The organism is Streptomyces sp. ITFR-21 (assembly GCF_031844685.1).
Lineage (GTDB): Bacteria > Actinomycetota > Actinomycetes > Streptomycetales > Streptomycetaceae > Actinacidiphila.
In genome coordinates this window covers 46,424-70,963 of record NZ_CP134605.1, presented here as the reverse complement: position 1 = coordinate 70,963, position 24,540 = coordinate 46,424, and the positions used below count along the sequence as shown (strand labels likewise).

Here is a 24,540-nt window from a genome sequence, read left to right as displayed (position 1 = left end):
GCGCGGCCGGTGCCGACCGCCGGCGGCTCCGGAGCCGACCGGAACCGACCACCCGGCGGACACCGACTCCTGCCGGTTCGGACATCTGACCAGGCGATCGTCATACTGTCCGGGTCTCGGGGCAGACGGTCCGACACATCCGCCGGGAGACCCCGGGCGGAAGGTGCTGAGGGGGCAGAGGATGCAGAAGTGGAACGGCCGTCCCTTTCCATTGGGCGCCACCTGTGACGGGGTGGGTACGAATTTCGCGTTGTTTTCGGAGGTGGCTGAGAGGGTCGAGTTGGCTTTGGTCGATGGTGCGGGTCGTGAGGAGCGTGTCGAGTTCACCGAGGTGGACGGTTTTATCTGGCATGCGTTTTTGCCGGGGGTGGGTCCGGGGCAGCGGTACGGGTTCCGGGTGCACGGTCCGTATGATCCGGGGCGGGGGCACCGGTGCAATCCGGCGAAGTTGCTGCTGGATCCGTATGCCAAGGCGGTCGACGGTCAGACGGACGGGGATGAGTCGCTCTTCGGTTATCCGTTCGGTGATCCGCAGGGTGTCAGTACGGTGGACAATCTCGGTCACGCGATGCTCTCGGTCGTGGTGGATCAGTCCTTCGACTGGGGGGACGACCGTTCGCCCGGTCACTCGTACCATGACTCGGTCATTTATGAGGCGCATGTGCGGGGGTTGACGCGGGGTCATCCGGGGTTGCCGGCGGGGTTGCGGGGGACGTTTGCGGGGTTGGCGCATCCGGTGGTGGTCGAGCATCTGTCGGGGCTGGGTGTGACGGCGGTGGAGCTGATGCCGGTGCACCAGTTCGTGCAGGACGGTCATCTGCTGGAGCGGGGGCTGTCGAACTACTGGGGCTACAACACGATCGGGTTCTTCGCGCCGCACAACGGGTACGCGTCGGCGGGTGGGCGGGGCGGGCAGGTCGCGGAGTTCAAGTCGATGGTGCGGGCGCTGCACGCGGCGGGGATCGAGGTGATCCTGGACGTGGTCTACAACCACACGGCCGAGGGCAGCCATATGGGTCCGACGCTGTCGTTCCGGGGGGTGGACAACGCGTCGTACTACCGGCTGGTGGACGACGATCCGGCGCACTACTTCGACACCACCGGTACCGGCAACAGCCTGCTGATGCGCAGTCCGCACGTGCTGCAGCTGATCATGGACAGTCTGCGGTACTGGGTCACCGAGATGCACGTGGACGGCTTCCGGTTCGATCTGGCGGCGACTCTGGCGCGGCAGTTCCACGAGGTGGACCGGCTGTCGGCGTTCTTCGACCTGGTACAGCAGGACCCGGTGGTGTCCCGTGTGAAGCTGATCGCCGAGCCGTGGGACGTCGGCGACGGCGGGTACCAGGTCGGGAACTTCCCGCCGCTGTGGAGCGAGTGGAACGGCGTCTACCGGGACACGGTCCGCGACTTCTGGCGTGGCCGGGACGGCACCCTGCCCGCTCTGGCCTCCCGCCTGACCGGGTCCTCCGACCTCTACCAGGACGACAGCCGCCGGCCCCGGGCCTCGGTCAACTTCGTCACCTGCCACGACGGGTTCACCCTGCGCGACCTGGTCTCGTACAACGACAAGCACAACGAGGCCAACGGCGAGGACAACCGCGACGGCGAGAGCCACAACCGGTCCTGGAACTGCGGCACCGAAGGCGGCACCGACGACCCCCGGGTCCTCGCCCTGCGCGCACGCCAGCAGCGCAACCTGCTCACCACCCTGCTCGTCTCCCAGGGCGTCCCCATGATCTCCCACGGCGACGAACTCGGCCGCACCCAACACGGCAACAACAACGCCTACTGCCAGGACAACCCCACCTCCTGGACCAACTGGGACCTCACCCCGGAACAGCACGAACTCATCGGCTTCACCAAGCGGCTCATCGCCCTGCGCCGGGAGCACGCCGTCTTCCGCCGCCGCCGCTTCCTGCGCGGGGACACCGGCGCCACCGGCACCGGCGACTCGGTGTGGTTCCGCCCGGACGGCGGTGAGATGAACGAGGAGAACTGGCACCGCGCGGACGCCCACGCGCTGGCCCTGTTCCTTAACGGCGACGGCATCACCGAGCCGGACGCGCACGGCGGGCGTATCGTCGACGACTCCTTCCTGATCCTGCTCAACAGCCACTACGAGCCGGTGGACTTCGCGCTCCCGGACCGGGAGTACGGCGAGAGCTGGCGGATCGTCGTCGACACCGCGGCCGAGGCCGACGCGGCGGACGAGACCGAGGTCAAGGCGGGCGGCACCCTGGCGGTCCCGGGCCGCGGCGCCGTCGTGCTGATCAGCCCCCGCCGCACCTCCTCGGGCCGGCTGCGCCGCGCGCTGGCCGCCGCCACCCGCCGTCCCCGGCCGCGCGCCGGTCGGAGCCACCGGGACTGATCCGCGGCCGCCCCGCCGCTTCCCCCGGCGCCCCGGGCCCGTCCTCCTGCGACCGGCGCCGGGGCGGAGGGAAGCGGCCAGGGGGAGTACGACGCCGTCGACGGGCCAACGGGGCGGCGGGGCGGTGGAGCCCCGGTCTGCGGCCGGCGCCGCCCCGTGCCCGCTCGGGTCAGGGCGCCGGATCGGCCGGCGGCCGGTACCGAAGGCCGGCCACGCCGTGCACCGCGCCGACGCCGGCGCCGGCGTCCTCGTCCTCGGTCCGGAACCCCGCCGCCCGCCGCCGAGCCCGCGCCGCACGCCCCCGTCCCCGCACATCCGCGGGCCCCCGGCCGCCGCGAACGCGCCCACGCCCTTCCGGCAGACCCCTGCGTCCGGCAGGGATGCGCGCCCCGGTCGGGGGCAGACGCAGGTCAGGGCCGAGCCCACGTCTGTCGCGCACGTACGGGAAAGGGGGGCCACCCGGTGAGGCTCGCGGAGCGCTACCGGCTCGACGCACCACTCGGACACGGGGGCATGGGCCAGGTGTGGCGCGGCTGGGACGAACTGCTGGAACGCCCGGTGGCGGTGAAACTGCTGCACGACTCCGCCGCCCGGGACCCGGAGTCCTCGGCCAGGTTCGCCCACGAGGCCCGCACCGCCGCCCGGCTGAGCGACCCGCACGTCGCCGCGGTCTACGACTTCGGCAGCTGGCAGGGCCGCTGCTTCCTGGTGATGGAACTGATCGACGGCCACACCCTGGCCGACGAGCTCAAGGCGCGCGGACCCGCGGCGCCCGCCCTGGCGGCGTCCGTGGCCGCGCAGGCCGCCGCCGGCCTGGCCGCCGCCCACGCCCGGGGCGTCGTCCACCGCGACGTCAAACCGTCGAACCTGCTGATCGACCGGGACGGTACCGTCACGATCGTCGACTTCGGCATCGCCAGCGGCCCCGGCGGGGAGACCACCGCCCCCATGGACGCACCCGGCAAGGTCAGCGGCACCAGCCTCTACCTCGCGCCGGAGTCCGCCCTCGGACGGCCCGCCCGCGCCGCCGGCGACGTCTACGCCCTCGGCTGCGCGCTGTACGAACTGCTCACCGGCCGCCCGCCGTTCATCGGCGACAGCCCGCTCGCCGTCATCTGCCAGCACGTCGAACGGGCCGCGCTCGCACCGGACCGGCTGCGCCCCGGCATCCCCGACGCCTTCGCGGGCTTCGTGCTGGAGATGCTCGCCAAGGACCCGGAACGCCGCCCGACCGCCCGGCACGCGGCCGAGTGGTTCGCCGGTGGGTCCTGGCACGCGGGTTCCGCCGTGCCCGACCCCGTAGCGGAACCCCTCCCCGTACCGGAGACCGGGCGGCGGTCCGCCCGCCGCCCGCTGCTCGGCCGCCGCCGGCGCGCCCTGATCAAGGCCGCCGCGGGCTCCCTGCTCACCGCGCACGCCGAGCCCGGCCCGCAGGGGATCTGACGCCCGACCGCCGGCCGAGCGGAACCGGAACGGGCGGGTACGGAAACCGGCCGCGTATTCCGACTCCTTGGCCGGGGAACCCGTTTCGCCGCGGCCGCGTCCTTGCTAGGAGATGCGGTGCCCTCTTCCCGGAGTGCGCAGCCAATGACGGGGGTCAGGGGTTTGTCGGTGAACGGTTGGGTCCGGCGGGCGGTTTGCACCGGACCACGGGGGCAGACGAACCCAGGGTCACCGGACTGCCGAGCGAGGTCGGGCAGGTGCGGTGTGTCCGACGGGCCGGTGGTGGCACCCGGGAAAACCCAGCTGAGAGGAGAGAGACCATGTCCTGCCCGAACGTGGACTGCCGCCGCGGCGGCTGCACCAGCGACCCGCAGCCGGCCCCGGCCGGCGGCACCGCCGGAAAGTAGTCCGCCGACCCGTACGCAGCCCGCCGAGCACGTACCGGCGGCGCCGGGACGACGCGGCACCCAGCGGAACCGGGCACATCCGGAACGCTGAGACGGTTCCACCGAGTTCCACCGAGATCGACACCGTGCGCCGGCGGCAGAACGGGGGCCGTGAACTTCCGGCCGGCGCACATCCTTCCACCCGGCGCGGTAGGCGCACCGCCTACCGCACGTCCGACCGCGGTTCCGGCGCCGCCGGACGGGGGACCAGCTGATCGGTCCGCAGCAGCTGTCCGGGCAGCGCCAACTGCGCCCGGAGCGTGTACGTCCCCGACTCGTCCAGCCCGCCGATGACGGTGTGTCCCTCCGTGCAGCGCACCGCCCTCAGCTCCGCCGGGTCGATGTCCTCGCTATCCAGCAGATCCGCGCTGTGGCTGGTGGCGATCACCTGCCGCCGGGCGCTCGCGTCGCGCAGCGCCGCCAGCAGCGGACCGGACGCCGTCGGGTGCAGTGCCGTCTCCGGCTCCTCGATCGCCACCGTGCTGTACGCCTCACCCGGCGCCGCGAACAGCCCCACCAGTACCCCGAGCGCCCGCAGCGTGCCGTCCGACACCGACTGCGCCGCGAACCGCCACGGGTTCTTCGCCCCCGGCACGTCCTGGGCGAACTCCACCGTCTCCCGGCCGCCCTGCACCCGGCGGGCCGCGCCCTGCACGCCGGGCACCATCTCCCGCAGATAGCTGTCGATCCGGGCCCGGTCCTCCCGGCCCCGCGCGGTACGGCCCATCCGGTGCAGCACCCCGGCCACGTTCGCGCCGTCGCGCCGCAGCGACCGCCCGGGGTCCGGCGCGGCCGGTCGCCGCATCGCCCCGGGATCGAGGTTCAGCACCCCGACGCCGGTCAGCCCCTCGTACACCGGCCGGAAGACCTTCAGCCGCGCCGCCTCCGCCAGCAGCAGCCGCCGCGGGTCGGGGGCCGGCAGGCCGCGTTCCGTGGCGGACGTCAGCAGCCCGTCGTCCACCCGGAACCCCGAGGCGGCCGCGGCCCCCGCCGGCCGCACCGCGCACTCCTCGCGGGCCACCCGGAAGCCGCCGGACCTCGCCCCCGCCACCTGGAAGCCGTACTCGCCCTCGAAGCCCGGCCCGCGGAACTCCAGCGCGACCGCGAACCTGCTGGGATGGCCGGTGGACCTGCGCCGCACCTCCGCCACTCCGCCCCGTACGTCCAGCGCGTCCGCGAGGGATGTCCCCAAGGACTCCGCGACCAGGCGCAGCGCGTCGAGGAAGTTGCTCTTGCCGGCTCCGTTCGGCCCGACCAGGAACACCAGGTCGCCCAGTTCCACGTCCGCGGCGGCGATGCTGCGGTACTGCCGGAGCCGGACCCGGGTGATCGAGAAGGGTGCGGCGTGCGAGAAGTGATCATCCTGCATGGCACCAGTCTGTCAGCAGCCGGGGACGCCAACGCCACGCGGTTCGGACGGACGCCGGACCACGGGCGGGACCACGCCCCCGGGCCGCCGTCCGGGCTCGGCCGATCACCCTGTGCGGCCGCGACGCGGTGCCCGCCCCCGGCTCGGAGCGGATCCCGCACCAGGCCGCACGGCCGCTGCACCAGCCACACCCCGGCAGGAGCGAACCCACCGGACGGCCGCAACGGGCCGGCACACCCGCCTGCCCGCGGGCGCCCGGCCGCCTGCGGCGGGAGCGGAGGGGGTCGGGGGAGGAGTCAGCCGCCGGCGAGCGAGTTGACCAGGTTCGTCACCAGGTCCAGTTCGGTGCTGGCGGCCGTCAGCTCGCGCCCGGACTTCGCGATCAGACCCGCGTCGCCGTCGGTCGTGCCGTCCCGGCAGTCCGCTGCGGCCTGGCCGAGCTGGTCCAGCGCCTTCGACCAGTGCGAGTCCGTCTGCGGCTCCGCGATCGAGGGGTAGATCTGCGCCGCCTGCACATCGGACAGCAGCGTCCCGCAGTCGTTCTGCATGCTCGTCGTGTCGCCCGCCGACTGGTCGTCCTGCACCGAGGTGACGTCACGGGCGAGCGTGGTCAGGTGGCTCCCACCTCCCTTCACGTACCAGCCGCGCACGGTGGAGGCCGCGTCCGGCGAGATACCGCTGCCCGCCTGCGTACCGGCGGTCGGGCCGGCCGCGGTCCCGGCCGGCGAGCCGTGCCCGCCGCTGATGTCCGTGGTGACCAGGATGATGCCCAGCACCGCCGCGAACGACAGGGTGCACACCACTACGGGTACGAGCCGCGACTTCTTTCTTCGTTCGTCTTCCGGCGCCCATGGCGCTCCGATTTCTTCGAGGTTCCGCACAACGCCCCCAAGGCTTCGTTCTACTCGGAGACCGGGAGCATCCCAGCAAGTCGCCCTACTTGACGCAGTCGTTGCCAGGTTGTGACAAAAAGATGCCGAGTGCGCTGTCCGGGTGGAACCGGACGGACCGCGCGGCCGGTGGACCCGGCGAAGCAGCGGACCGGCCATAGTCGTACGTACCACCACTGATCGGGCAGGAGTGCGTCCATGGGTGTTCGAGTCGCAGTCATCTACTACAGCGCCACGGGGAACGTCCACGCCCTGGCACAGGCCGTGGCCGAGGGCGCCCGCAGCCGGGGCGCCGACGTGCGGCTGCGCCGGGTGCCGGAGCTGGCACCGGACACCGCCATCGACGCCAACCCGGCCTGGCGGGCCCACGTCGACGCCACCAAGGACCGGATCGCCGAGGCCACGCCGGAGGACCTGGAGTGGGCCTCGGCCTACGCCTTCGGCACCCCGACCCGCTTCGGGAACGTCTCCGCGCAGCTCAAGCAGTTCATCGACCAGACCGGCGTCCAGTGGCAGGCCGGCGTCTTCCACGCCAAGCCGGCCACCAGCTTCACCTCGGCGATGAACCGCCACGGCGGCCAGGAGTCCACCCTGCTGTCGCTGAACAACGTGTTCTACCACTGGGGCTGCGTGATCGTGCCGCCCGGCTACACCGACCCGCTGCTCTTCGCGGCCGGCGGCAACCCGTACGGCACCAGCTGGCCCAGCGGCGGCGGCGAGACCCCGGACCGGCCCACCCTGGACGCCGCCGACTACCAGGGACGCCACCTGGCCGACATCGCCGGCCGCCTCGCGGGCTGACCGCACGCCGACCGGCCGCCCGACCGCCGGTCAGCGGCCGGCCGGCCCGGGTGGTGCCGGGTCCGGGGGAGGCGGCTGGAAGACTGTGCCCGACAAGCCCCGACCCGGTGGCGCGGCCCGGTCCGCACCCCTGGTCCACGCCCACTACACCGCTGGAGGCCGGCCCTGCTGGTGCTCTGTGTGTTCTTCGCGTTCCTGGGCGCGGCAAGCAACGCCACCGGTACGGTGCTCCAGCGCAAGGCGGCCCTGGCCGTACCGGCCGAGGACGCCATGCGGGCCCGGCTGCTAGTGGACATGATCCACCAGCCGGTGTGGCTGCTGGGCATCTGCGGCGTGGCTGGCGCCGCCCTGTTCCAGGCGCTCGCCCTGGTCACCGGCCCCCTTGCGCTGGCCCAGCCGGTGTTCATCCTGGAACTGCCGCTGGCGCTGCTGATCAGCCTGCCGGTCCTGGGACGCCGGCTGCCGGGCTCCGGCTGGCTCGCGGTCGCCGTCATGGTGGCCGGACTGGTCCTGGGCCTGGCGTGCGCGGCTCCTTCGGGCGGGGGCGCGCAGGCGTCGCTGGCGCGGTGGATCCCGGCCTTCGCGGTGTGCGCGGGAGTGGTGTTCTTTGTGGTGGGCGCTGCCCGGCACCGTCCGTCCGGCGCGGCCCGGGCGGCTCTGCTGGCCGTGGGCGCGGCGGTGTCCAACGCGCTGACGGCCGCGCTGATGAAGTCGGCCGCGGACACCTTCTCCTCGCGCGGCTTCGGCGCGTTCCTGACCGCGTGGCAGACCTACGGCTTCGCGGTGCTCGGCGTCTTCGCGGTGTTCCTCCTGGAGAACTCCCTGCAGGCGGGCCCGATCGCGGCCTCGCAGCCGGCGCTGACGCTGGGCGACGCGGCGGTCAGCCTGGCGCTGGGCATCACGGTGTACTCCGAGCACGTACGGACCGGGTGGTGGCTGCTGCCGGAGCTGGCGGCGCTGGGCCTGATCGTCGCCGGCACGGTCCACCTGTCCCGTGCGGTACCGCTGACCCGGGAACTCGCGGACTAGGGTCCGCCGGGTGGATCCGCGCGGTGCCGCGGGGTCCGGCATGCGGGCCTGCCGCGCGCCGGCCGACGACACACCACGCCGCCCTCCTCCCCGGCCTCGCAGCCGCGCCGCACCGGACCCCGCTCCTTGATCCGCGCAGACCCGAACGACGGGCCACAGTGGTCCCGTGGGGCCCGCGGGCGGCTTCCGGCGCGGCCCGGCGGGGCCGGCTGTCCACCGGCCGGTCCGCCCGGACCGGTGAGCGGGGCCCGCCGTACCCCCTCAGTGCTCGCCGCCGTCCGGCGGCGTCCGCGTCTGCGCCTGCCGTACCGGCTCCGGCACGGCGGGTCCGCCGGCGGTGGCCGCCGCGGCGTCCGCCTCGGCCGCCTCCGCGGCGGCCCTCGCCTGCGCGCCCGACAGCCTGCGCAGCGGGACCTCGCGGATGGTGAGCATCAGCAGGAAGGACAGCGCCGCCACACCCGCCACGATGATGAACACCAGGTGCATCGAGGAGGCGAAGCCCTGCTTGAACGGCGCGGCCAGCGCCGGGTCGAGGTGCTTGATGAAGGACGAGTCGCTCAGCACCGACGTGGCGCTGTCCGGGGTGATCGCGCCGGGGTGGGCGCGCAGGGCCGCCTGGAAGGCCGGAGTGGCACGGGCGGCGTCGAAGGCCGTGGTGATCTTGTCGGTGACGGTGCTGAACAGCACGGACAGGAAGACCGCCGTGCCCGCGGTGCCGCCCAGCTGGCGGAAGAACGTCGCCGAGGCGGTCGCGGTGCCCATGTCCCGCGGCGGGACGGCGTTCTGCACCGAGAGGGTCAGGGTCTGCATGGTGAAGCCGAGACCGACGCCCATGACCGCCATGAAGACCATTGTCTCCGGCAGCGGGGTGTCCCACTGCACCCGGTAGTGGAACAGCAGCATCGCCGCGCACATCAGGGCGGTGCCGACGACGGGGAAGACCTTGTAGCGCCCGGTACGCGCGATGGTCTGGCCGGTGGCGATGGACGCGCTCATCATGCCCACCATCAGCGGCAGCATCAGCAGGCCGGACGTGGTGGGGCTGGCGCCCTTCACGATCTGGAGGTACTGCGGGATCATCAGCAGCCCGCCGAACATCGTCATGCCGACCAGGACGCTGAGCAGGCTGGTCCGGCTGAAGACCTTGTTGCGGAACAGGCGCATGGGGATCAGCGCGTCGTCGCCCATGGAGAACTCGACGAGCACCCAGGCCACCACGCCGACGGCGCCGGTCACGAAGCAGGCGACCGCACGCGTGGACAGCCAGCCCCAGCTCTGGCCCTGCTCCGCGACCAGCAGCAGCGGGACCACGCCGACCACGATGGTCACCGCCCCCCACCAGTCGATGCGGTGCTCCCGCCGGCTGTGCGGCACGTTCAGCACCTTGGCAACCACGACCAGGGCGAGGATCCCGATCGGCACGTTGACCAGGAAGACCCAGCGCCAGCCGGAGATCCCCAGCAGGGTCCCCTGGCCGGCCAGGAACCCGCCGACGAGCGGCCCGGCGACACTGGAGGTGCCGAACACGGCCAGGATGTAGCCCTGGTACCGGGCCCGTTCCCGCGGCGGCACGATGTCCCCGATGATCGCCAGCGCCAGCGACATCAGGCCGCCGGCACCCAGCCCCTGGAAGGCCCGGAACACCGCGAGCTCCACCATGGAGGTGGAGAACGTGCAGGCGATCGAGCCGGTGATGAAGATGCTGATCGCGGCGAGGAAGAACGGCTTGCGGCCGTAGATGTCCGACAGCTTGCCGTACAGCGGCGTGGCGATCGTCGAGGTGATCAGATACGCGGTGGTGGTCCACGCCTGCTCGTTCAGACCGTGCAGGTCGTCGGCTATGGTGCGGATCGCGGTGCTGACGATGGTCTGGTCGAGCGCGGCCAGGAACATCCCCAGCATCAGGCCGCTGAGGATGGTCAGGATCTGGCGGTGCGACAGGCCGCCGGGGGCGGGCTCCGGCGGCGCGGACACGGCCGGGGTGTGGGTGCTGCTCACGTGGTGCTCTCCTGTTTCCGGCCGGACGTGCGCACACGCGGCGGGGTGGTACGGAACGGGCTGCGGGAACGGGCCGGCGGCGTCAACCGGCGCCGGCGTCCCCGCCGCCCGGACCGGGCGCGGCACGCGGCGCCCGCAGATGGCGCTCGGCGAACTCGTCGTTGAAGCGGCCCAGCAGCCGGACGAACGCCTGCCGCTCCTCGGCGGGCCAGCCGGCCAGCACCTGGCCCAGCCGCTCGTTGCGCTGGGCCCGGAAGGCGCGCACGGCCTGCGCCCCGGCCGGGGTGGGGAGCAGCAGCGTGCCGCGCCGGTCCTCAGGATCGGGACGCCGCTCCACCAGCCCGCGCTCCACCAGGGACCGGATCTGCCGGCTCACCGTGGACAGGTCCAGCAGCGTGTCGGCGGCCAGATCCGTCGCCCGCCGCGGACCGGAGTCCGTCAGCCGCCCCAGCAGCAGCCGGTCCCCCCAGTGCTCCTCCCGCGCCCGCTGCCTCCACGCGCCCATCTGCCGCGTCATCCGCACGATCTCGTCGCCGAGCACGGCCCCCTCCGCGACGCCGTCCTGCCCGTCGTCTTCCGCACCCATCGCCCACCTCGTGTCCCGTGCCGACCGACCACTAGTTGCTTGGCTCCTGCAAGTGATAATAGACGCCCCTGCCACCTTGCCCCGCGCCGGGGTGCGCCCGGGAACTGTGCGATCGGCCACGGCGGCGCCGCGAACCGTCACTCGCCCGAGGGGCTGATCCTGCCGTGTCCGGACCACCGGCCGCCGGGCGGTCGCGCGCGGTTCCCGCTCCCCTGAGCACGTACCGTTCGGCGCGAGGGCGTCCCGAGGCCCGGGGGCGCTCTTGCCGTCGACGCCCGCACGGGGGAGCTCTGCGCCGGTCGCGGGCGGCCCGCGACCGCGGAGCAACGGCGCCGGACGCCGGGAAGAACCGCGGCCCCGCCCCCGCGGGACACCGCGGGGCCGGGGCCAGGCGCCCGGGGGCGCGGAGCGGGGACGGTCAGTGGCAGCCGACCCCGTAGGAACCGTTGCCGGAGTCGGCCGCCGGGTCGGTGGAGACGGTGAGACCGACATACGGCCTGCTGCCACCCGGTGTGAAGGTCAGCGTGTCGGTGAAGGTGTAGCTCGTCGCCCCCTTGGGGAACCGCGCGGTCTGCGGCGTCATCGTGGCCGCCCCGGCCGGCCTCCCCGTGCTGCTGCGCCACCAGGTGAGGTGCAGCGTGCCCGCCGCGGCACCGTCGTACCGCACGAACACCGTGGCGGTCGCCGTGTGGCTGCCGGCGGCGCACGCGAAGCTTGTGACGGCGACGGAGGCGACATGCGGCCCGCCCGCCGACCCGGCGGTCTTCGCGGGACCGGCCGAGGGGGTGGTCGGCACGGCGCCCGGGGCCGCGGCCCGGCTGTCGGCGGGCGTGGCCGGCGGTTGCGCGACGGGGGTGGTCGGCGCGGCCGCGGTGGCCGCCGGGCGCGACGCCGAGGGGCTGGCGGCCGGGGAGGCGGTGGTGGCCTCCGCCGAGGGCGGGGCGGCAACGGGAGCCGGGGCCGAGATCAGCGAGGTGCCGACCGCCGGGGCGGGCCGCACCGCGGCGGTGTCGTCGTCGCTGCCGGTCGCCACGGCGGTGACGGCGACGGCGCCCGCGACGAGCACGGCCGCGACGGCGACCGCCAGGATCTTGGCGCGCCGCCCGAACCGGGGCCCGCGGCCCCCGGCGCCCGCGGGCCCCTTCCCGGCGCGGACGCCCCCGGCGCCCGCGCCGGACAACGGCGCGATGCCCGGCTCGGTGGCGACGGGCTCGGTGGCGACGGGCTCGGGGGCGGTCCGCGCCGGCGGGGCCGTGTCCGGAGCGACCCCGCCGGACGGCGGCAGCAACAGGCCGACCAGCGCGGCGAGTCCGCGATGCCCGCGGTCCTCCCAGCCCTCGCCGTAGGCCGCGGTGGCCACCGCCTCCACCTCGCCGGCGAACTCCGCGGCGTCCTGCGGCCGTTCGGCCGGATCCTTCGTCAACCCCCGGGCCACCAGCGACCGTACGGGCTCCGGGACGTTGCCGTCGGGGACCGGCGCCGCGGCGTATCCGTCCGCGAGTTCCGCCATGGTGGCGCCCGCGTACGGCGTCGTGCCGGTGAGGCACTCGTAGAAGGTGACCACCGCGGCGTACACGTCGCAGGCAGCCGTGGCCGGGCCGCCCGCCCACCGCTCAGGCGACATGTACACGGGGGTGCCAGCGGGCGTACCGTCCTGCGCGCCCCGTGCCGAGACGCCGAAGCCGGCGACCTTGACGGCGCCCTCGGCGGTGACCAGCACACGCGCCGGCCGGTGGTCGCCGTGGACGAGACCCGCCCCGTGGACGGCGGCGAGCCCGAGCAGCGACCCCTTGAGGACGGCGAGGGCGGGCTCGGGGGCGGTCGCGCCCTTGTCCCGCAGCAGGACGTCCAGACCGACGCCGTCGACCGACTCCGTCACGATCGCGGCCCGGGGACCGTCCTCCACGTAGGCGTGCAACCGCGCGACGTACGGCGAGTCGAGGTTGCCGAGCAGCTCGGCCTCAGCCCGGAACGCCGCACGGAAGCCCGCGTCCTCGGCCAGCGCGGGCGGCAGGTACGTGATCGCGACCGGGGTCCCGGTGGCCTCGTGCCGCGCCCGCACCACCCGCCCGGCGGCCCCGTCGCCGAGATCCGCCTCGTACACGTGGTCGGGCAGCTGCCACGGCCCGCCCTCCGGCGACACGGGCAGTCTCACGACCCCGCCGGCGCCCAACTCCCGGGGCTCCGGCGCTTCCTGCACTGCCGAAGCCTCCGGCGCCTCGGCCGAAGCGGCGGGCCGGGACGCGGCGGCCTTCCCCCGCCGTGCCGCCGGCCCGGCCCGGCCCGGCTCCGTGTCCGCGACCCGGGCGGCCTTCGGCCCCCGTACGGCCGGCTTGGCGGGTGCGGCGGGTGCGGCGGGTGCGGCGGGTGCGGCGGGTGCCGCCTTCGCGCCCGCGGACGCCCCGCGCCCCTTCGCCACTGCCGTTGCGGCGGACGGGGACGCCGGCGCCGCACCCACCGTGGACGCGGCTGCTGCAGCCCGCCCGTCCACGGGCGCTGCGGGCCGGCCGGAAACCTCGCCCTCCGCTTCCGCGGTCGCGGCGGGGCCCGTACCCGGCGCGGTCCTGCCAGCGGCGCCCTTCCGCACCCGCGCCCCCGGCCCGCCCGCCGCCGTCCTCGGCCCCGCCGTACGCACCGCCGCGACCTTCTTCGCCGCGGGCGCCGCGGTCTGCGCCACCGCTTCGGTGCCCGGTTCCTGAGCCTCCGCCACCTCCGGGGCGGCAGCGACGTGCGGCTCCGTGACCGCCGCCGCGCCGTCCTCCGACGGGGCCGCATCCCCGACCGGCGCGCCGTTCGCCGCGCCCGCGGCCGCGGAGGGCTTCCGCGGCTTCGCCGCCGGCCGGCCCGCTGTCCGCCGCGTCGCCTTCGCGGCCGCCCCCAAAAGCCCCGGCCCGGCCGCGGCGGGTTCCGGACCCGCCGTCACCTTCGCGGCAGCGGGTACTTCCGCCCCGGCCGCCCGCGCGGCCACCGCTGCCCCGGGGGCCACCGGCCGCCCGCTCCCGGCAGGCGCCTGCGCGCCCTTGCCACGGGTCCCGGCCGCCGTCTTCCGCGCCTTCGCCGCGTTCGCCGCGGGACTCGGACCGGGGCGCCGCTGCCCGGTCGGCCGCGCCTGCGGAGCCGCTCCGCCGTCCTCGCCGGGTATGCCCGCGCCGTCTTGTTCGTCCACCTGATCCGCCCTCGCGCTGCCTCTTGTGGGGGAGCCGCTGTTCGTAACCCCCCGACGCCCGGTTCCGTACTCGGGTTCCGCCGGCAGCCGGGCCGATCTGCCGGGGCCCACGGCATCCGTTCGGCCTACCCCTCACACCGGAGGGCTGCGTGTCGAAGACACAGGCGGGCGCCGGGAAACACCCTGGCGCCGCGAAAAAGGGGCCGTGAGGATCAAGAGAGTACTGCGACCGCCGCCACCCGGCGGACGCGGGCAGCCGACGGCAGCACGCACCGCGGCGGTCGGGTGCGCCGCAACGGTCGGGTGCGCTGCGGGGAAGCGGTCCCGACGCCGCCGCCCCGGCGGGGATCCGTTCCCGCCCGGACGGGGGCCGGGCGGGAACGGTGTGCAATCCCCCTTGGTGGTTCTTCAGCACGGGGACGGCACGGCCTTCCGGACGGGAAGGCCGACGCCAGTGGCGCCTGGTCTCCAGGATGGCACCGGAGGGCGCGGCGCAAGGAGAACCGGAGACTTCATCCCCAAACGAATTCACTGCGTCATCATCTGTCCCCTTCCCCCCGGCGCCGACCCGTCCGGCCCCCCGCCCGAGGGCCGTTCGGTCCCGCCCGAGGGCCGGACGGCCCCGTGTGCCCCAGTGGCCCCACGGGTCATTGTTCCGTAAGCCCATGATCACGTGGCGTGGTGGCCCGCTTACGGACCATGCTGTCGTCCCGGCCTCTTGACGGCGCTTCAGCACCGCTGCGGGGGGCCTTCCGGACGGTTCCGACAGGATTAGGTGCGATGTCCAGTAAGCAGGTGTTGACCGCCGTCGTACTGGTGGCGGTCTTCTCGTGGAGCGTGGTGATGGCCGTGCTCGGGCAGCTGGCCGCGGTGGCCACGCTGGTTCCCTCGCTCGGGCTGCTCGTGCAGCAGGTCGTCCACGCGGTCACCGGCGCCGAGGCCCGGCGTGCGACCGCCATCGCGCCGACGGTGCCGGCCGCCCCCGCCACAACGACCGCGCCGGCCGCCCCCGCGCCGCCGGCCGCCCCCGCCCCCGTCGGCGACAACGAGGAGCGGTCCCGGTGACCGGGGCATCCATGGCGCCCCAGTCGCCCGAAGCGGAGCCTCCCAGTCGGCGGGGCCGCAAACCCGGTCCGATCTCGGACACCGCGGGGGTCTCCCACCGCGCCTGGCTGGAGCCGGTCCGCACCAAGCTGTCCGCCAGCGGTCTGACGCTAAACGACCTGGTGGTCCGCTCCGGCTACTCCAAGACCCGCATCTCCGAACTGCTGCGCGGCAACGGCTACTACCCGGGCTGGGAGCTCACCTACAGCGTGATCCACGCGCTGGACATACCGACCTGGCCGATGCAGCGGCTGTGGACCGAGGCCGCCCGGGAAGCACACCGGGAAGCGGACTGGATCGAGCGGAGCATCCGGCAGGTGTACCCCGACGGCCCGCGCGTTCCGCCCCTGGAGCACGAGGGTTTCAAGGAGACCGTGCGTGAGCCGTACACCGACTTCGCCCGGGTCTTCCTCCAGGTCCACGAGCGGGCCGTCCTGGTGGTCCGCGAGACCTTCGACATCCTGTGGGTGCGCTGGGACGACGCCCTGGCCAGCGATAACGTCCCCCGCTACGCCTGGAACGTGCTGCGTGAACGGGTCATGGCCCGGACCCCGCAGCACGCCGACGGCCGTCCCGACCTGCGCCCCGCCGCCTTCTCCACCGTGGCCCAGGACCGGGCCGACGACCCGGAGGCCCACCTCGCACAGGTCAGCGAGTCGCTGGAGCTGTTCGACGCGATCAGCCGGCTGCCGCACAACCAGCTCGACGTGACCGTCCTGCAGTACATGTGCGGCATGGACACCGACAAGGCCGCCGAAGTCCTCGGCGTCTCCCCGGCCCTCGCCGGTGCCTTCGAGCACCACGCCCGGGGGACCCTCGAAGGCATCCGAAGTTCCCACCCCACCGACTCGGGAGGATCCACCCGGTGAGCTCGATCGACCAGCTCCTGTCGCGCGCCCTGCTGCTCAAACACCCCGACGTCCCGGCCGATGTCGTCCCCCACGAGGACACCGTCTGCCCGGAGGCCGCGCGGTTCACGGACCGTACGTGGTCCGTGACCCGCCGGGACGCGACCGGCGACGCCGCGGCGACCAGCCTGAACACCCTGTGCGACGCGGTCGTGACCCAGACCGCGGCCTTCGCCCTCGACGAGTTCGTCACCGAGCAGCTCCCCGCTCCGCACAGCGCCCGGGTGCTGGGCTGCGTCCTCCAGCTCGCCGCGGTGGAGGAGGGCGCCCGCTTCTGGTGGCAGTACGCCGCCGGCGCCGGCGACGACATCGCCTCGTACTGCCTCTACCTCTACCACCTCTCCCTCGGTGAGACCCACGCGGCCACCTGGTGGCGCCGGCAGACCGCCATCGACACCCAGCCGGCGCCCCAGTCGCCCTGCCTGCCGGGCGTCGGCGGGCCGGCCGACATCCTGGGCACCGACGCCGACGCCAGTACCCCGACCATGCTGCGCATTCTCGGCCGGCTGCTGCGGATCTCCGCGGGCAGGTCCAGGACCGAGGTCGTCACCGCCGTGATGGACTACGTCCCGCCGGTCGTCGCCGCGGGCTACGCCGTCCACCCCGACGTCGAGATCCCGCTGCCGGGGCCCGACTTCGCCGACCAGATCGCCCTCATCATCGCTGTCGCCTCCACCGTCGACAGCTCCGCCCCGTCCCCCCGTGCCCGCCCGCGGCCCAGGACCATCGCCGCCCGCGAAGCCGCGGACGTCCCCCGCATGGGCACCCCGTTGGCCCGTCGTCAACGGCGGGCGGGTGGCCGCCCGCCCGCCGCCGACGCCGCCGCCGAGAGCCCCGTCCTGGCCGAGGCCGTCCGGCACGCGGAGGGCCTCGCCCGGTTCACCCGGTAGGTCCCGGACCCCGACGCGGGCCCGGCCGGCGAACCGGCGGCGGGCGCCCGGCGTCGACGAGGGCACGGGCTGACCGGGGTCCTGGCCTCCGTCGCGGGGCGGGGCCGGGCGTCGCCGGGCCCCGCTCAGCCGTCCGGCGCGCGGTCAGCCCGTCGCTGCCGGGTGGTCGATCCGCAGCGTGGCCGTGGCCTGGTCGGATGCCGCCGCCGACCCGGTGAGCGAGACTGTCAGCGCCAGGCCGTCCGCGGTGCAGCCGGGGAAGGTGAGGGAGGAGCCGGAGGTGGCGACGTGGCTGTGCGGCGCCAGGATCTCCGTGACGGGCAGCGGGTCGATCACCGGGCAGCCGGCCGGGACGCCCGTGGCGGCCGCCGAGAAGTACCGCCCCGACCAGGTCTCGCGGACGCTCTGGGTCTGGTCCGAGCAGTTGGTGAGCCGGAGCGTCGCCGTGCTTGACCGGCCTGCCGGAATCTCCGCCGGGGAGAAGGCCAGCCCGTCGATTCCGACGGTCCCGGCCCCGGTGCAAGCGGTGGGCGCGGGCGTGGGGCCGGAGGCACCGGCGGCCATGGCCTCGACCCCGCCGGTGGCCAGGACGACGGCCGTCGCCGCCGCCGTCGCGAATCACCCGCCGATGTACGGAACACGGTGCTGGGATCTGCCGTGGGTGGGTCTGCCGGGCACGTCGACTCCTTTCCCGAGCGCGGGCGCGGGGCCCGCGCCGGCCGCTGATGACGCCCACCAAAGTGACGGCACTGCGGGGAAGTTGGCAATGGTGCAGACCAGCGTGCGCCCCACATCGGTTGTGGACGCCCGGATCCGTTCGGCCCGACGCCGCACACGCCCGGCCGGCGCCCCACTGCCGTCGGGAGCGGGCGGCCCGACCGGGGCACCCGGACGACCCGGCCGCAGGACCGGCGGCGGCGCGGTCCTGACCGGGCGGCACGGGCAGGCACCGGCGGGATCCCGCACCTCACGGCGCACGCGGGATCCCGCCGGCGGTCTCCACCGCAGGCCGCGGCACGCCGCACTGCGCCCGCCGCCCCGCCGGTCCCGGCCGGCACGCCGATCCCGTGGTCCGGCATGCCACCGCGCTCCGATGCAGCACAACGGACGGCTCTGAGGGCGATGGGGGGAGTCGGCCGGTGAGCGGCGGATACATCTTCGATCTACGAGGGCGGGCTCCGGCGGCTGCGCGCGCTGGAGGAGGTCTACGACGGCCAGAGCCGGCACCGGCTCGCCACGCTGGCGGCCCCGGCGCGATGGCGGTGCCTGGAGGCGGGCTGCGGCGCGGGCAGCATCGCGCGCTGGCTGGCCGAACAGGTCGGCGACGGCGGCCGTGTACTGGCGGTCGACGTGGATCCGCCGTTCGCGGCGGACCACCGGCTGCCCAACGTGGAATTACGGCGGCACGACCTGCTCGCCGACACCCTCCCCGACGGGGAGTTCGGCCTCGTTGACGCGCGGGCGGTACTGGAACACCTTCCCGTGCGGGACGAGGCACTGCGGCGGATGGCCGCCGTGACCCGGGCCGGCGGGTGGGTGGGGGTGGAGGGCTTCGACATCAAAGGGCCGATGACGGCCGCCGCCGCCCGCTCCCACCCGCCGCAGCTCGCCGCACTGGCCGAGCGACTCGGCCACGCCCGCCAAGCGGCCTTCACCGCCGGTGGGATCGACGCCGGATACGGGCGCCGCCTGCCCGGGGCGCTGGCGGCGGCGGGACTGGCCGAGGTCGCAGCGGAGATCAGCGCGCCGGTCCTGGCGGGCGGCACCGCGCCGTTCTTCGGGCTGACCCTGTGCAGGTCACGCGGGCGGCTGCTGGCGACAGGCGCCGTGAGCGCCGGGGACGTCGACGACGCCATCGCGCTGACGGAACGTCCGGGTACCACCCGCGTCCCCAACTTCATGGTGCTCGCCCGGGGGCGCAAGCAGCTGTGACCGCCGCGGCGTGTCACCGGACGTCAGCGTACGGACCTGGTGCGCGCGTTCGCGGGTAAGGGCCAGGACATGCCGTACGACGTCGGGTGACGCGCCGGGGCTCCCGGTGTCGTACAACGGGCCGTCGGCGTACGCCTGCCGGGCCAGCCGCACATGCCGGCCCCGGAAGGTGACCAGGGCGCGCAGCAGGGCCGCCACCTCCCGCGCCGCCCGCAGCACGGGCGCCGGCGGGTCGCCCGCGGCGGAGTCCACCGTCCTGACCAGGCGTGTCACCATCGACTCGCCGCCTGCTGCCTCCCGGAAGAGCGTGCGCCACGCCGGGAGGCCGTAGCCGGCGGGGTCGTCCCGCAGAGCCGTGTGCGTGGCGTCCCCGCTGTCGCAGGACCACAGCAGGTGGTCCACCAGGTACAGCGGGACATGCGCGGCGGCGGGGCCGTAGTACGCCCGGCCGTCCACGTGGACCTCCTCCATGAACGGCCGCAGCCTCGCCGCGAAGAACGCGGCCGGGTCGACCTCCTCCGCCACCTCGGCGATCATCACGGGCAGCGGTGCGAGCCGCCGTGCCGCCGCCGCGCAACCGTCGGCGAAGCCCTCGTCCCCCGGGCGCAGCCGGGCGGCCTCCGCCAGGTCGAAGGCCGCCCGCTCCACGAGCGGGGCGCTGATCCTGACGGAGTCGATCAGCACGGACTCCTCGTGGGCCCCGGTGAACATCCGCTGCCTGGCCCCGAGCGGATTCCAGGGCCCGTAGTGGAGCACCGTGTTCCTGGGCACCATGCCGACCGTGTTCCCCAGCGCCAGCAGCGTCTCCTGAAGCCCCGGCACCGCGGCCACCGGTTCGACGTGATGGCGTTTCAGCGACGACAGGAACATCCCGATGTCGCGCATCGCCGCGATCCGGTCGGCGCTGTCGCGGAGCTCCGGGCACCGGCAGACGGCGGCCAGTCCATCGGCCGCGCGCACCAGGCCGCCGACGTCGGCCCGCCGGTTCAGCCCGGGAAGCGCGGCGAGAGCCGCGTCCGCGCCGAGCGGATCACGGGTCTGAACCTCCCGGCACAACGACATGGTCAGGCGTAAACCGTTCCCCTCCACGACTTCAGCCTGCCACGCCGCCCACCACCGGTCGACGGCGGAACCGACGGGAAACGGCTACGTAACCGTTGCCGAAAGCGGGACATCCATCTCCCGTACGCATCTCCCGTACGGCAACCGCCCGCCCGCTCCTGCTCCGGCGCTTTCCGGACCCGCCGTCGAGCGCCCTGGGCCGGAACAAGGCGTCCCGACCCGGGCCGCGTCCGCGTACACCGACGCGGGGAGGACGGTCAGCAGGAGAGGTTGCCTCCCGGGCTGACGCCGAGGACGGAGGTGAACCGCTGGTAGGCGTCGACGCGGCTCTGTACCTGGGCGGGATTCCTGCCGTCACACTCCATCGAGCCGCTGATGGAGCGGATCGTCTGCCCGAAGCCGGCCTGGTTCACCATCGCGTTGTGCGGGGTCATCGACCCGGGGCCGGACTGGGTGTTCCAATACCACAGGCCGGTCTTCCAGGCGACCGCCGGATCGGTCTGCACCAGGTCGGGGTTGTGGAGCAGGTCGATGCCGAGGGAGTCGCCCGCCGCCTTGTAGTTGAAGTTCCAGCTCAGCTGGATCGGCCCTCGCCCGTAGTACGCCGACTGGCCGGCGGGGCAGCCGTACGGCTGACCGGTGTCGCAGGAGTGCGGGTAGTCGGCGGTGTTCTGCTCGACGACGTACACCAGGCCGCCGGTCTCGTGGCTGACGTTGGCGAGGAAGGCCGCGGCCTCCTGCTTCCTGACCGTGTCGCTGCCGGTGGTGGCGAAGCCGGAGTAGGCGCCCAGCGCCCGGATCAGGCCGTCGTAGGTGTAAAAGGGGTTCCGGTTCGGGAACATCCGGTCGAACTGCGCCTCGCTGACGACGAATCCCGGCGGCGTGCCGCCGCCCCCTGGCGGGGCGTTCCACTTCTGGTTGGCGGCGCCCGTACAGGTCCAGATCTGCAGTCGGCTTCCGTTGGCGCTGCTGTCGCCCCGCACGTCCGGGCACTTGTCGGCGGCCGGGTTGACGATGTCGTTCGCCCCGGTGACGACCCACCGCTGGTTGGCGCCCCCGGAGCAGTCCCGCAGCTGCACCGCGGCACCGTCGGCGGTGCCGCGGTCGACCACGTCGAGACACTTGCCGAGCGCCCGCAGCGTACCGTCGCCGGGATTGGACCACCGTTGGGCGTCGGTGCCGTTGCAGTCGTAGAGCTGTACCGCGGTTCCGTTGGCGCTGTCGGCGCCCGCCACGTCCACGCACTTGCCGGCGAGGCCGGTGATCCGGCCGTCGACGGTCGGCGACGGTGTGGGCGCGCTGCCCGGTGGCGCGCAGGGCCTGTCCGGCGGTCTCGCGCGGCGCCCGCGCGCGAGGACGTCCAGGGCGCGCGTGGCGGCCCGACCGCCGTCGGAAAGCCCCGGCCGTGCCCGCGCAGGCCCCGCGGCCCCGCCGCGGTGCCCTGATAACGCGGGCCTTCGGGCGCTTTCCGGTCATTCGGCGCGGGACCGTCATAGTGGATCAGTAAACCGCGCATGCTCATCTCAGGCGCATTCCGTACGCCGAACGCGAGCGTGAGTCCTGCCGTTCTCCCGGACCTTCTGCCGTCCGGTCTTCCTGTTGATCAGTAATTTCGCCCGCCGGAAACCACAGGGCCTGCCCAGCGGTCCCCGTGTACCCGACACGGAAAGGAATGCGATCATGGCCGTCAGCTACTGCCGTGTGTGCGGAGAGCCGCAGGAAGGCGTCCGCCCCGGCGCCAAGGCCCCCGTGCACAGGGCCGCGGGCCACCGGGAGAAGTGCCCGGGATCGAACCAGGGAACCGTCCGCCAGTGAGGTCTTCTCGGCGCTGATCGTTTTCATGTCGTATTGAGGACGACCGCGGCCCGGGGACAGGTGGGCGCGGGCCGCGGTGGTGTCGGGGGCGGAACCGCGACGGCCCGGCGGAGCGGGCCCGGGGCGGGGACGCCGCCCGCCGCCCCGATCCGGCACCGGTGAGTGACGGACGGACGGGTCGGTCGGCCGTGCCGCGCGGGGCGTCGGGGGCGGCGCCCCGGACGACCGACGCGCAACCCGCGCTGGTCACGGGCGTGGTTTCGCGGTGGGCCCCGTCCTGCCGGCAGACTTGCGCCTGTCTCCACGACGAGCGCGGTCCGACGGGACACGGCGTCGAACAGCCGGTCCCTATCACTTTGCAAAGATCATTGCAGCGAAAAATTCGGTCAGCCGTTCACTCCCTGTCGCCCGGCCCGATGTCACTCCATCGAGACGCTCATGGCCGAAGCACGCGGACTGCAGAGGAGAGCGCTATAGCCTCGACCCGTAATGTTCCGGACGACGTGAACGGAAAACCCATGGCCTTCGAATCCTTCGATATGATCTTTCATCAGCCGGATATTTGCTTGGACCTCGACGACTCCGCCGTCGAGGCCACCACGTATCCCGCCACTGCCGACCGGACCGGTGAGACCTGGACGGTGGATGTCCACAGCCTTCCCGACGGTCTGTCAGTACGGGCTGAGGGAAGTACCTGGCGCGAGGTGGAGGAAGCTGTCGTCACCAGGGTCCCGAGGGAGCTGAAGGCCGGCCCCGGGACGGTCATCGTCTCGGTGAAGCCCGCCGACCCCGAGGCGGCCGCTGCGGTCGGCGCCCTCACCCGCGCCCGGCTGGACCGGGCCTACGCCGAGCAGGCCGAGCGCGACGCCGCCCGAGCCGCCGTGCGCGTGCTGGCCGCGCAAGGCTGGAGCGCCGAGGACGCCGGCACCGTCCTGCGCCTGCCGACCGCCCGCATCGACAAGCTGCTGGCGGCGGCCTCAGGGCTTAGCGCCTGACCGGCGCCGGCGTGGACTGCGGGTCCCACCCGGTGCTTCGCCCCCACCGGACACGTCCGGTGGGGGCGCCCTGCTTCCGTTCGGAGGGCAGTGATTCCGCCCGAACCGTGCCGGGCGCGGCCGGCCGACCGCGCCCGGCACGGCTCTTCCGGCCCCGGACACCTGGCCGGTTGTCCCATGGCCGGCCCGCCGTCCCTTGCCGGCCGAGCCGGAGCGGGTGTGCGCGCCCGGATGGGCGGCCGTCGGTGTCGGACCTGGCCTCTCGGGCTGGGCGCACCGGCTGGTGAACGGCATGGGCGGATCGGCCGGCCGGCTCGGCCGGTGCCACTTGCTGATCAGCGGCGGTACGGGGAGGCCGCGGTCCTGCCGGACCAGGCGTGAGGGCTCCTCCGGACAGGCGGGCGATGACAGCCGGCCGGTCGTCGAAGCGCTGAACGAGGCGTTGGCCGGTGTCGTACGCGGGGCCTGCCGGAGTCGCCGTCGGCGGCGAACGCAACCCACGCGGTACGCATCCGGGCGGACAGCGCCTCCGCTTCCGGGGAGGGCGTTCCACCGATCGGCAGGGCCGGCTGACCGCGGTCCGGGTCGCCGAAGACGAAGCGGCACGTCGAGGCCGTGGCAGGCGCCGAGGACGCCACCCGTGCCCGGAGCCGGCCAGGCGGCTCGGCGAACAGGCTGCCGCGGAAGACCGCCGCGCCCGCCTTCCGTAACCCGCGCACCCGCACCGCCGCGCCCGTACTTCGGGCCGGGGCCCGAACGGCTCGCACCCGGTCGCGGTCACCACGGCTTCCTCCCGAACGGGAAGGCGAGCGCTCACGGCGGCCTCGGCCCCCGCGGATCATTCACTGCCGCCACACCCCGCGCCGGCGATTGACCGCCCGCGGGCCGCTGGAGCCGGCTCCCCGCCGCGTTGACGGTGGCGGGCCGTCTCGGGCAGGTCTTCGCTTTCTGCCGCGTGCAGGACGCTTCGGATCAGCCGGGGTCCTGCATGATCCGGGACGGCCTGTAGGCCCCTTTGTGCGCCGCTGAGTTGAGGGAGGCGGTTGTCGAGTCGGCCGTCGTGGCCGGTTCGTTCACGGGGCGGGCGCTGCGGCTTGCGGCCGGGGCCGGGTGTGTGCCGGCTGCGTGGTGGTCGGCGGTCCTGTGGGGGACCGCCGTGGTCGTGTGCGGTACCGGGCTCAGTTGGTGATGGTGATGTGGACTTCGTTGGAGAGGACGCCGCCGGTGTTGGTACGCATGGTCTTCTCGCCTGTGGTGCGGAAGGGGTCGTAGATGGGTCCGTAGGTGAGGTCGTTCTTGGTCTTGGTGGTTTTTCCGGCGACGTCCTGCCAGGTGCTCCCGATGAGTTGCTGGAGTTGGACCGTCGTGCCGGGAGTGATTCCGGTGGTGCTGCCGGTGTACGTGAGGTTCTTGCCGACCTGGGTCCTGATGGGGGTGACCTGGAGGTTGTTGGTCGCGGCACGGACGGTGGCGGTGGTGTGGGTGTGGGCGGGTGTGTGGGCCGTCGCCGTGGCGCTGGTGGCGGCGCCGGCGAGGAGCGCGGCGGCTGCGGCGCCGACGGCGATGGCGCGCCCTGCGCGGCGGGCGGGTGTGCGGGTCATGGCGTGTTCCTTCCAAGAGGTATGTCCGCTAGGGGAATCTATGTCCCATACGGGAGGTTAGAGGGCGGTCCGGGAGGCGCGGGCACCCGACGGCAAACCCGAACCGCAAACCACCCGGACGGCCCAACCCGTCC

Annotated in this window: 16 protein-coding genes and 2 pseudogenes; 9 read left to right on the top strand and 9 right to left on the bottom strand. The window is 74.1% G+C overall.

The window, feature by feature from the left end; translation table 11 throughout:
• Positions 1–181: 181 nt before the first annotated feature.
• Positions 182–2,371, top strand: coding sequence for a glycogen debranching protein GlgX (gene glgX, locus RLT57_RS00260; protein WP_311295305.1), 2,190 nt, complete (start codon positions 182–184; stop codon positions 2,369–2,371).
• A 462-nt stretch (positions 2,372–2,833) separates the two neighbouring features.
• The gene (locus RLT57_RS00255) at positions 2,834–3,814 is read left to right on the top strand and encodes a serine/threonine-protein kinase (RefSeq protein WP_311295304.1); all 981 of its coding nucleotides are present in this window, start codon (positions 2,834–2,836) and stop codon (positions 3,812–3,814) included.
• A 609-nt stretch (positions 3,815–4,423) separates the two neighbouring features.
• Here the strand turns inward: RLT57_RS00255 and RLT57_RS00250 are convergent.
• Together RLT57_RS00250 and RLT57_RS00245 are read right to left on the bottom strand one after the other, a co-directional pair.
• Positions 4,424–5,629, bottom strand: a complete 1,206-nt coding sequence (locus RLT57_RS00250) for an AAA family ATPase (RefSeq protein WP_311295303.1) — start codon at positions 5,627–5,629, stop codon at positions 4,424–4,426.
• Between the two features lie 296 nt (positions 5,630–5,925).
• Positions 5,926–6,432, bottom strand: a complete 507-nt coding sequence (locus RLT57_RS00245) for a hypothetical protein (RefSeq protein ID WP_311295302.1) — start codon at positions 6,430–6,432, stop codon at positions 5,926–5,928.
• A 285-nt stretch (positions 6,433–6,717) separates the two neighbouring features.
• On the opposite strand from RLT57_RS00245, the gene wrbA reads away from it, so the two are divergent.
• Together wrbA and RLT57_RS00235 are read left to right on the top strand one after the other, a co-directional pair.
• Entirely contained in the window at positions 6,718–7,320 is a 603-nt protein-coding gene (gene wrbA, locus RLT57_RS00240) for an NAD(P)H:quinone oxidoreductase (RefSeq protein ID WP_311295301.1), read from the top strand.
• Positions 7,321–7,485: 165 nt separating this feature from the next.
• Positions 7,486–8,349 carry a DMT family transporter gene (locus tag RLT57_RS00235; protein WP_311300512.1) on the top strand — a complete coding sequence of 288 codons (864 nt, stop codon included), beginning with the start codon at positions 7,486–7,488 and terminating at the stop codon, positions 8,347–8,349.
• Positions 8,350–8,610: 261 nt separating this feature from the next.
• Here RLT57_RS00235 and RLT57_RS00230 read toward each other — a convergent pair whose 3' ends face one another.
• The 3 genes from RLT57_RS00230 to RLT57_RS00220 form a co-directional block, all read right to left on the bottom strand.
• Complete coding sequence (locus RLT57_RS00230) at positions 8,611–10,347, bottom strand: MDR family MFS transporter (RefSeq protein WP_311295300.1); 1,737 nt, start codon at positions 10,345–10,347, stop codon at positions 8,611–8,613.
• A gap of 82 nt (positions 10,348–10,429) precedes the next feature.
• Positions 10,430–10,933, bottom strand: coding sequence for a MarR family winged helix-turn-helix transcriptional regulator (locus RLT57_RS00225; RefSeq protein ID WP_311295299.1), 504 nt, complete (start codon positions 10,931–10,933; stop codon positions 10,430–10,432).
• Positions 10,934–11,351: 418 nt separating this feature from the next.
• A complete protein-coding gene (locus RLT57_RS00220) occupies positions 11,352–13,133 on the bottom strand; it encodes a serine/threonine-protein kinase (protein ID WP_311295298.1) in 1,782 nt (593 codons plus the stop codon).
• A gap of 1,746 nt (positions 13,134–14,879) precedes the next feature.
• Between RLT57_RS00220 and RLT57_RS00215 the strand changes: the two genes are divergently transcribed.
• Genes RLT57_RS00215 through RLT57_RS00205 form a run of 3 tightly spaced genes read left to right on the top strand, consistent with a single transcriptional unit; the run spans position 14,880 to position 17,001 of the window.
• Positions 14,880–15,164, top strand: a complete 285-nt coding sequence (locus tag RLT57_RS00215) for a hypothetical protein (protein ID WP_311295297.1) — start codon at positions 14,880–14,882, stop codon at positions 15,162–15,164.
• Positions 15,161–16,072: an XRE family transcriptional regulator gene (locus RLT57_RS00210; protein ID WP_311295296.1), complete on the top strand. Its 912-nt coding sequence runs from the start codon at positions 15,161–15,163 to the stop codon at positions 16,070–16,072. Before RLT57_RS00215 ends, RLT57_RS00210 begins: the two co-directional genes overlap by 4 nt.
• A complete protein-coding gene (locus tag RLT57_RS00205; RefSeq protein ID WP_311295295.1) occupies positions 16,069–17,001 on the top strand; it encodes a hypothetical protein in 933 nt (310 codons plus the stop codon). Before RLT57_RS00210 ends, RLT57_RS00205 begins: the two co-directional genes overlap by 4 nt.
• Before the next feature lie 144 nt (positions 17,002–17,145).
• Here the strand turns inward: RLT57_RS00205 and RLT57_RS00200 are convergent, their stop codons facing one another.
• Positions 17,146–17,565, bottom strand: coding sequence for a hypothetical protein (locus RLT57_RS00200; RefSeq protein WP_311295294.1), 420 nt, complete (start codon positions 17,563–17,565; stop codon positions 17,146–17,148).
• A 597-nt stretch (positions 17,566–18,162) separates the two neighbouring features.
• Here RLT57_RS00200 and RLT57_RS00195 point away from each other — a divergent pair.
• Positions 18,163–18,552 (top strand): annotated as a pseudogene (locus RLT57_RS00195) (class I SAM-dependent methyltransferase); the annotation flags it as partial.
• A 246-nt stretch (positions 18,553–18,798) separates the two neighbouring features.
• Here RLT57_RS00195 and RLT57_RS00190 read toward each other — a convergent pair.
• Positions 18,799–20,022 carry a monodechloroaminopyrrolnitrin synthase PrnB family protein gene (locus RLT57_RS00190; RefSeq protein WP_311295293.1) on the bottom strand — a complete coding sequence of 408 codons (1,224 nt, stop codon included), beginning with the start codon at positions 20,020–20,022 and terminating at the stop codon, positions 18,799–18,801.
• 230 nt (positions 20,023–20,252) lie between these two features.
• A pseudogene (locus RLT57_RS00185) lies at positions 20,253–21,266 on the bottom strand (glycoside hydrolase family 19 protein); the annotation flags it as partial.
• A 1,062-nt stretch (positions 21,267–22,328) separates the two neighbouring features.
• Here RLT57_RS00185 and RLT57_RS00180 point away from each other — a divergent pair.
• On the top strand, positions 22,329–22,805 hold the full coding sequence (locus tag RLT57_RS00180; protein ID WP_311295292.1) for a hypothetical protein: 477 nt from the start codon (positions 22,329–22,331) through the stop codon (positions 22,803–22,805).
• A gap of 1,178 nt (positions 22,806–23,983) precedes the next feature.
• Here RLT57_RS00180 and RLT57_RS00175 read toward each other — a convergent pair.
• Positions 23,984–24,406: a hypothetical protein gene (locus tag RLT57_RS00175; protein ID WP_311295291.1), complete on the bottom strand. Its 423-nt coding sequence runs from the start codon at positions 24,404–24,406 to the stop codon at positions 23,984–23,986.
• Positions 24,407–24,540: the final 134 nt, after the last annotated feature.

Excerpts from the sequence above, each read along its gene's own strand:
- RLT57_RS00200 (WP_311295294.1), bottom strand. The coding sequence starts at position 17,565 with ATGGCCGCCGGTGCCTCCGGCCCCACGCCCGCGCCCACCGCTTGCACC.
- RLT57_RS00250 (WP_311295303.1), bottom strand. The coding sequence starts at position 5,629 with ATGCAGGATGATCACTTCTCGCACGCCGCACCCTTCTCGATCACCCGG.
- glgX (WP_311295305.1), top strand. The coding sequence starts at position 182 with ATGCAGAAGTGGAACGGCCGTCCCTTTCCATTGGGCGCCACCTGTGAC.
- RLT57_RS00215 (WP_311295297.1), top strand. The coding sequence starts at position 14,880 with ATGTCCAGTAAGCAGGTGTTGACCGCCGTCGTACTGGTGGCGGTCTTC.
- RLT57_RS00180 (WP_311295292.1), top strand. The coding sequence starts at position 22,329 with ATGGCCTTCGAATCCTTCGATATGATCTTTCATCAGCCGGATATTTGC.
- wrbA (WP_311295301.1), top strand. The coding sequence starts at position 6,718 with ATGGGTGTTCGAGTCGCAGTCATCTACTACAGCGCCACGGGGAACGTC.
- RLT57_RS00225 (WP_311295299.1), bottom strand. The coding sequence starts at position 10,933 with ATGGGTGCGGAAGACGACGGGCAGGACGGCGTCGCGGAGGGGGCCGTG.
- RLT57_RS00175 (WP_311295291.1), bottom strand. The coding sequence starts at position 24,406 with ATGACCCGCACACCCGCCCGCCGCGCAGGGCGCGCCATCGCCGTCGGC.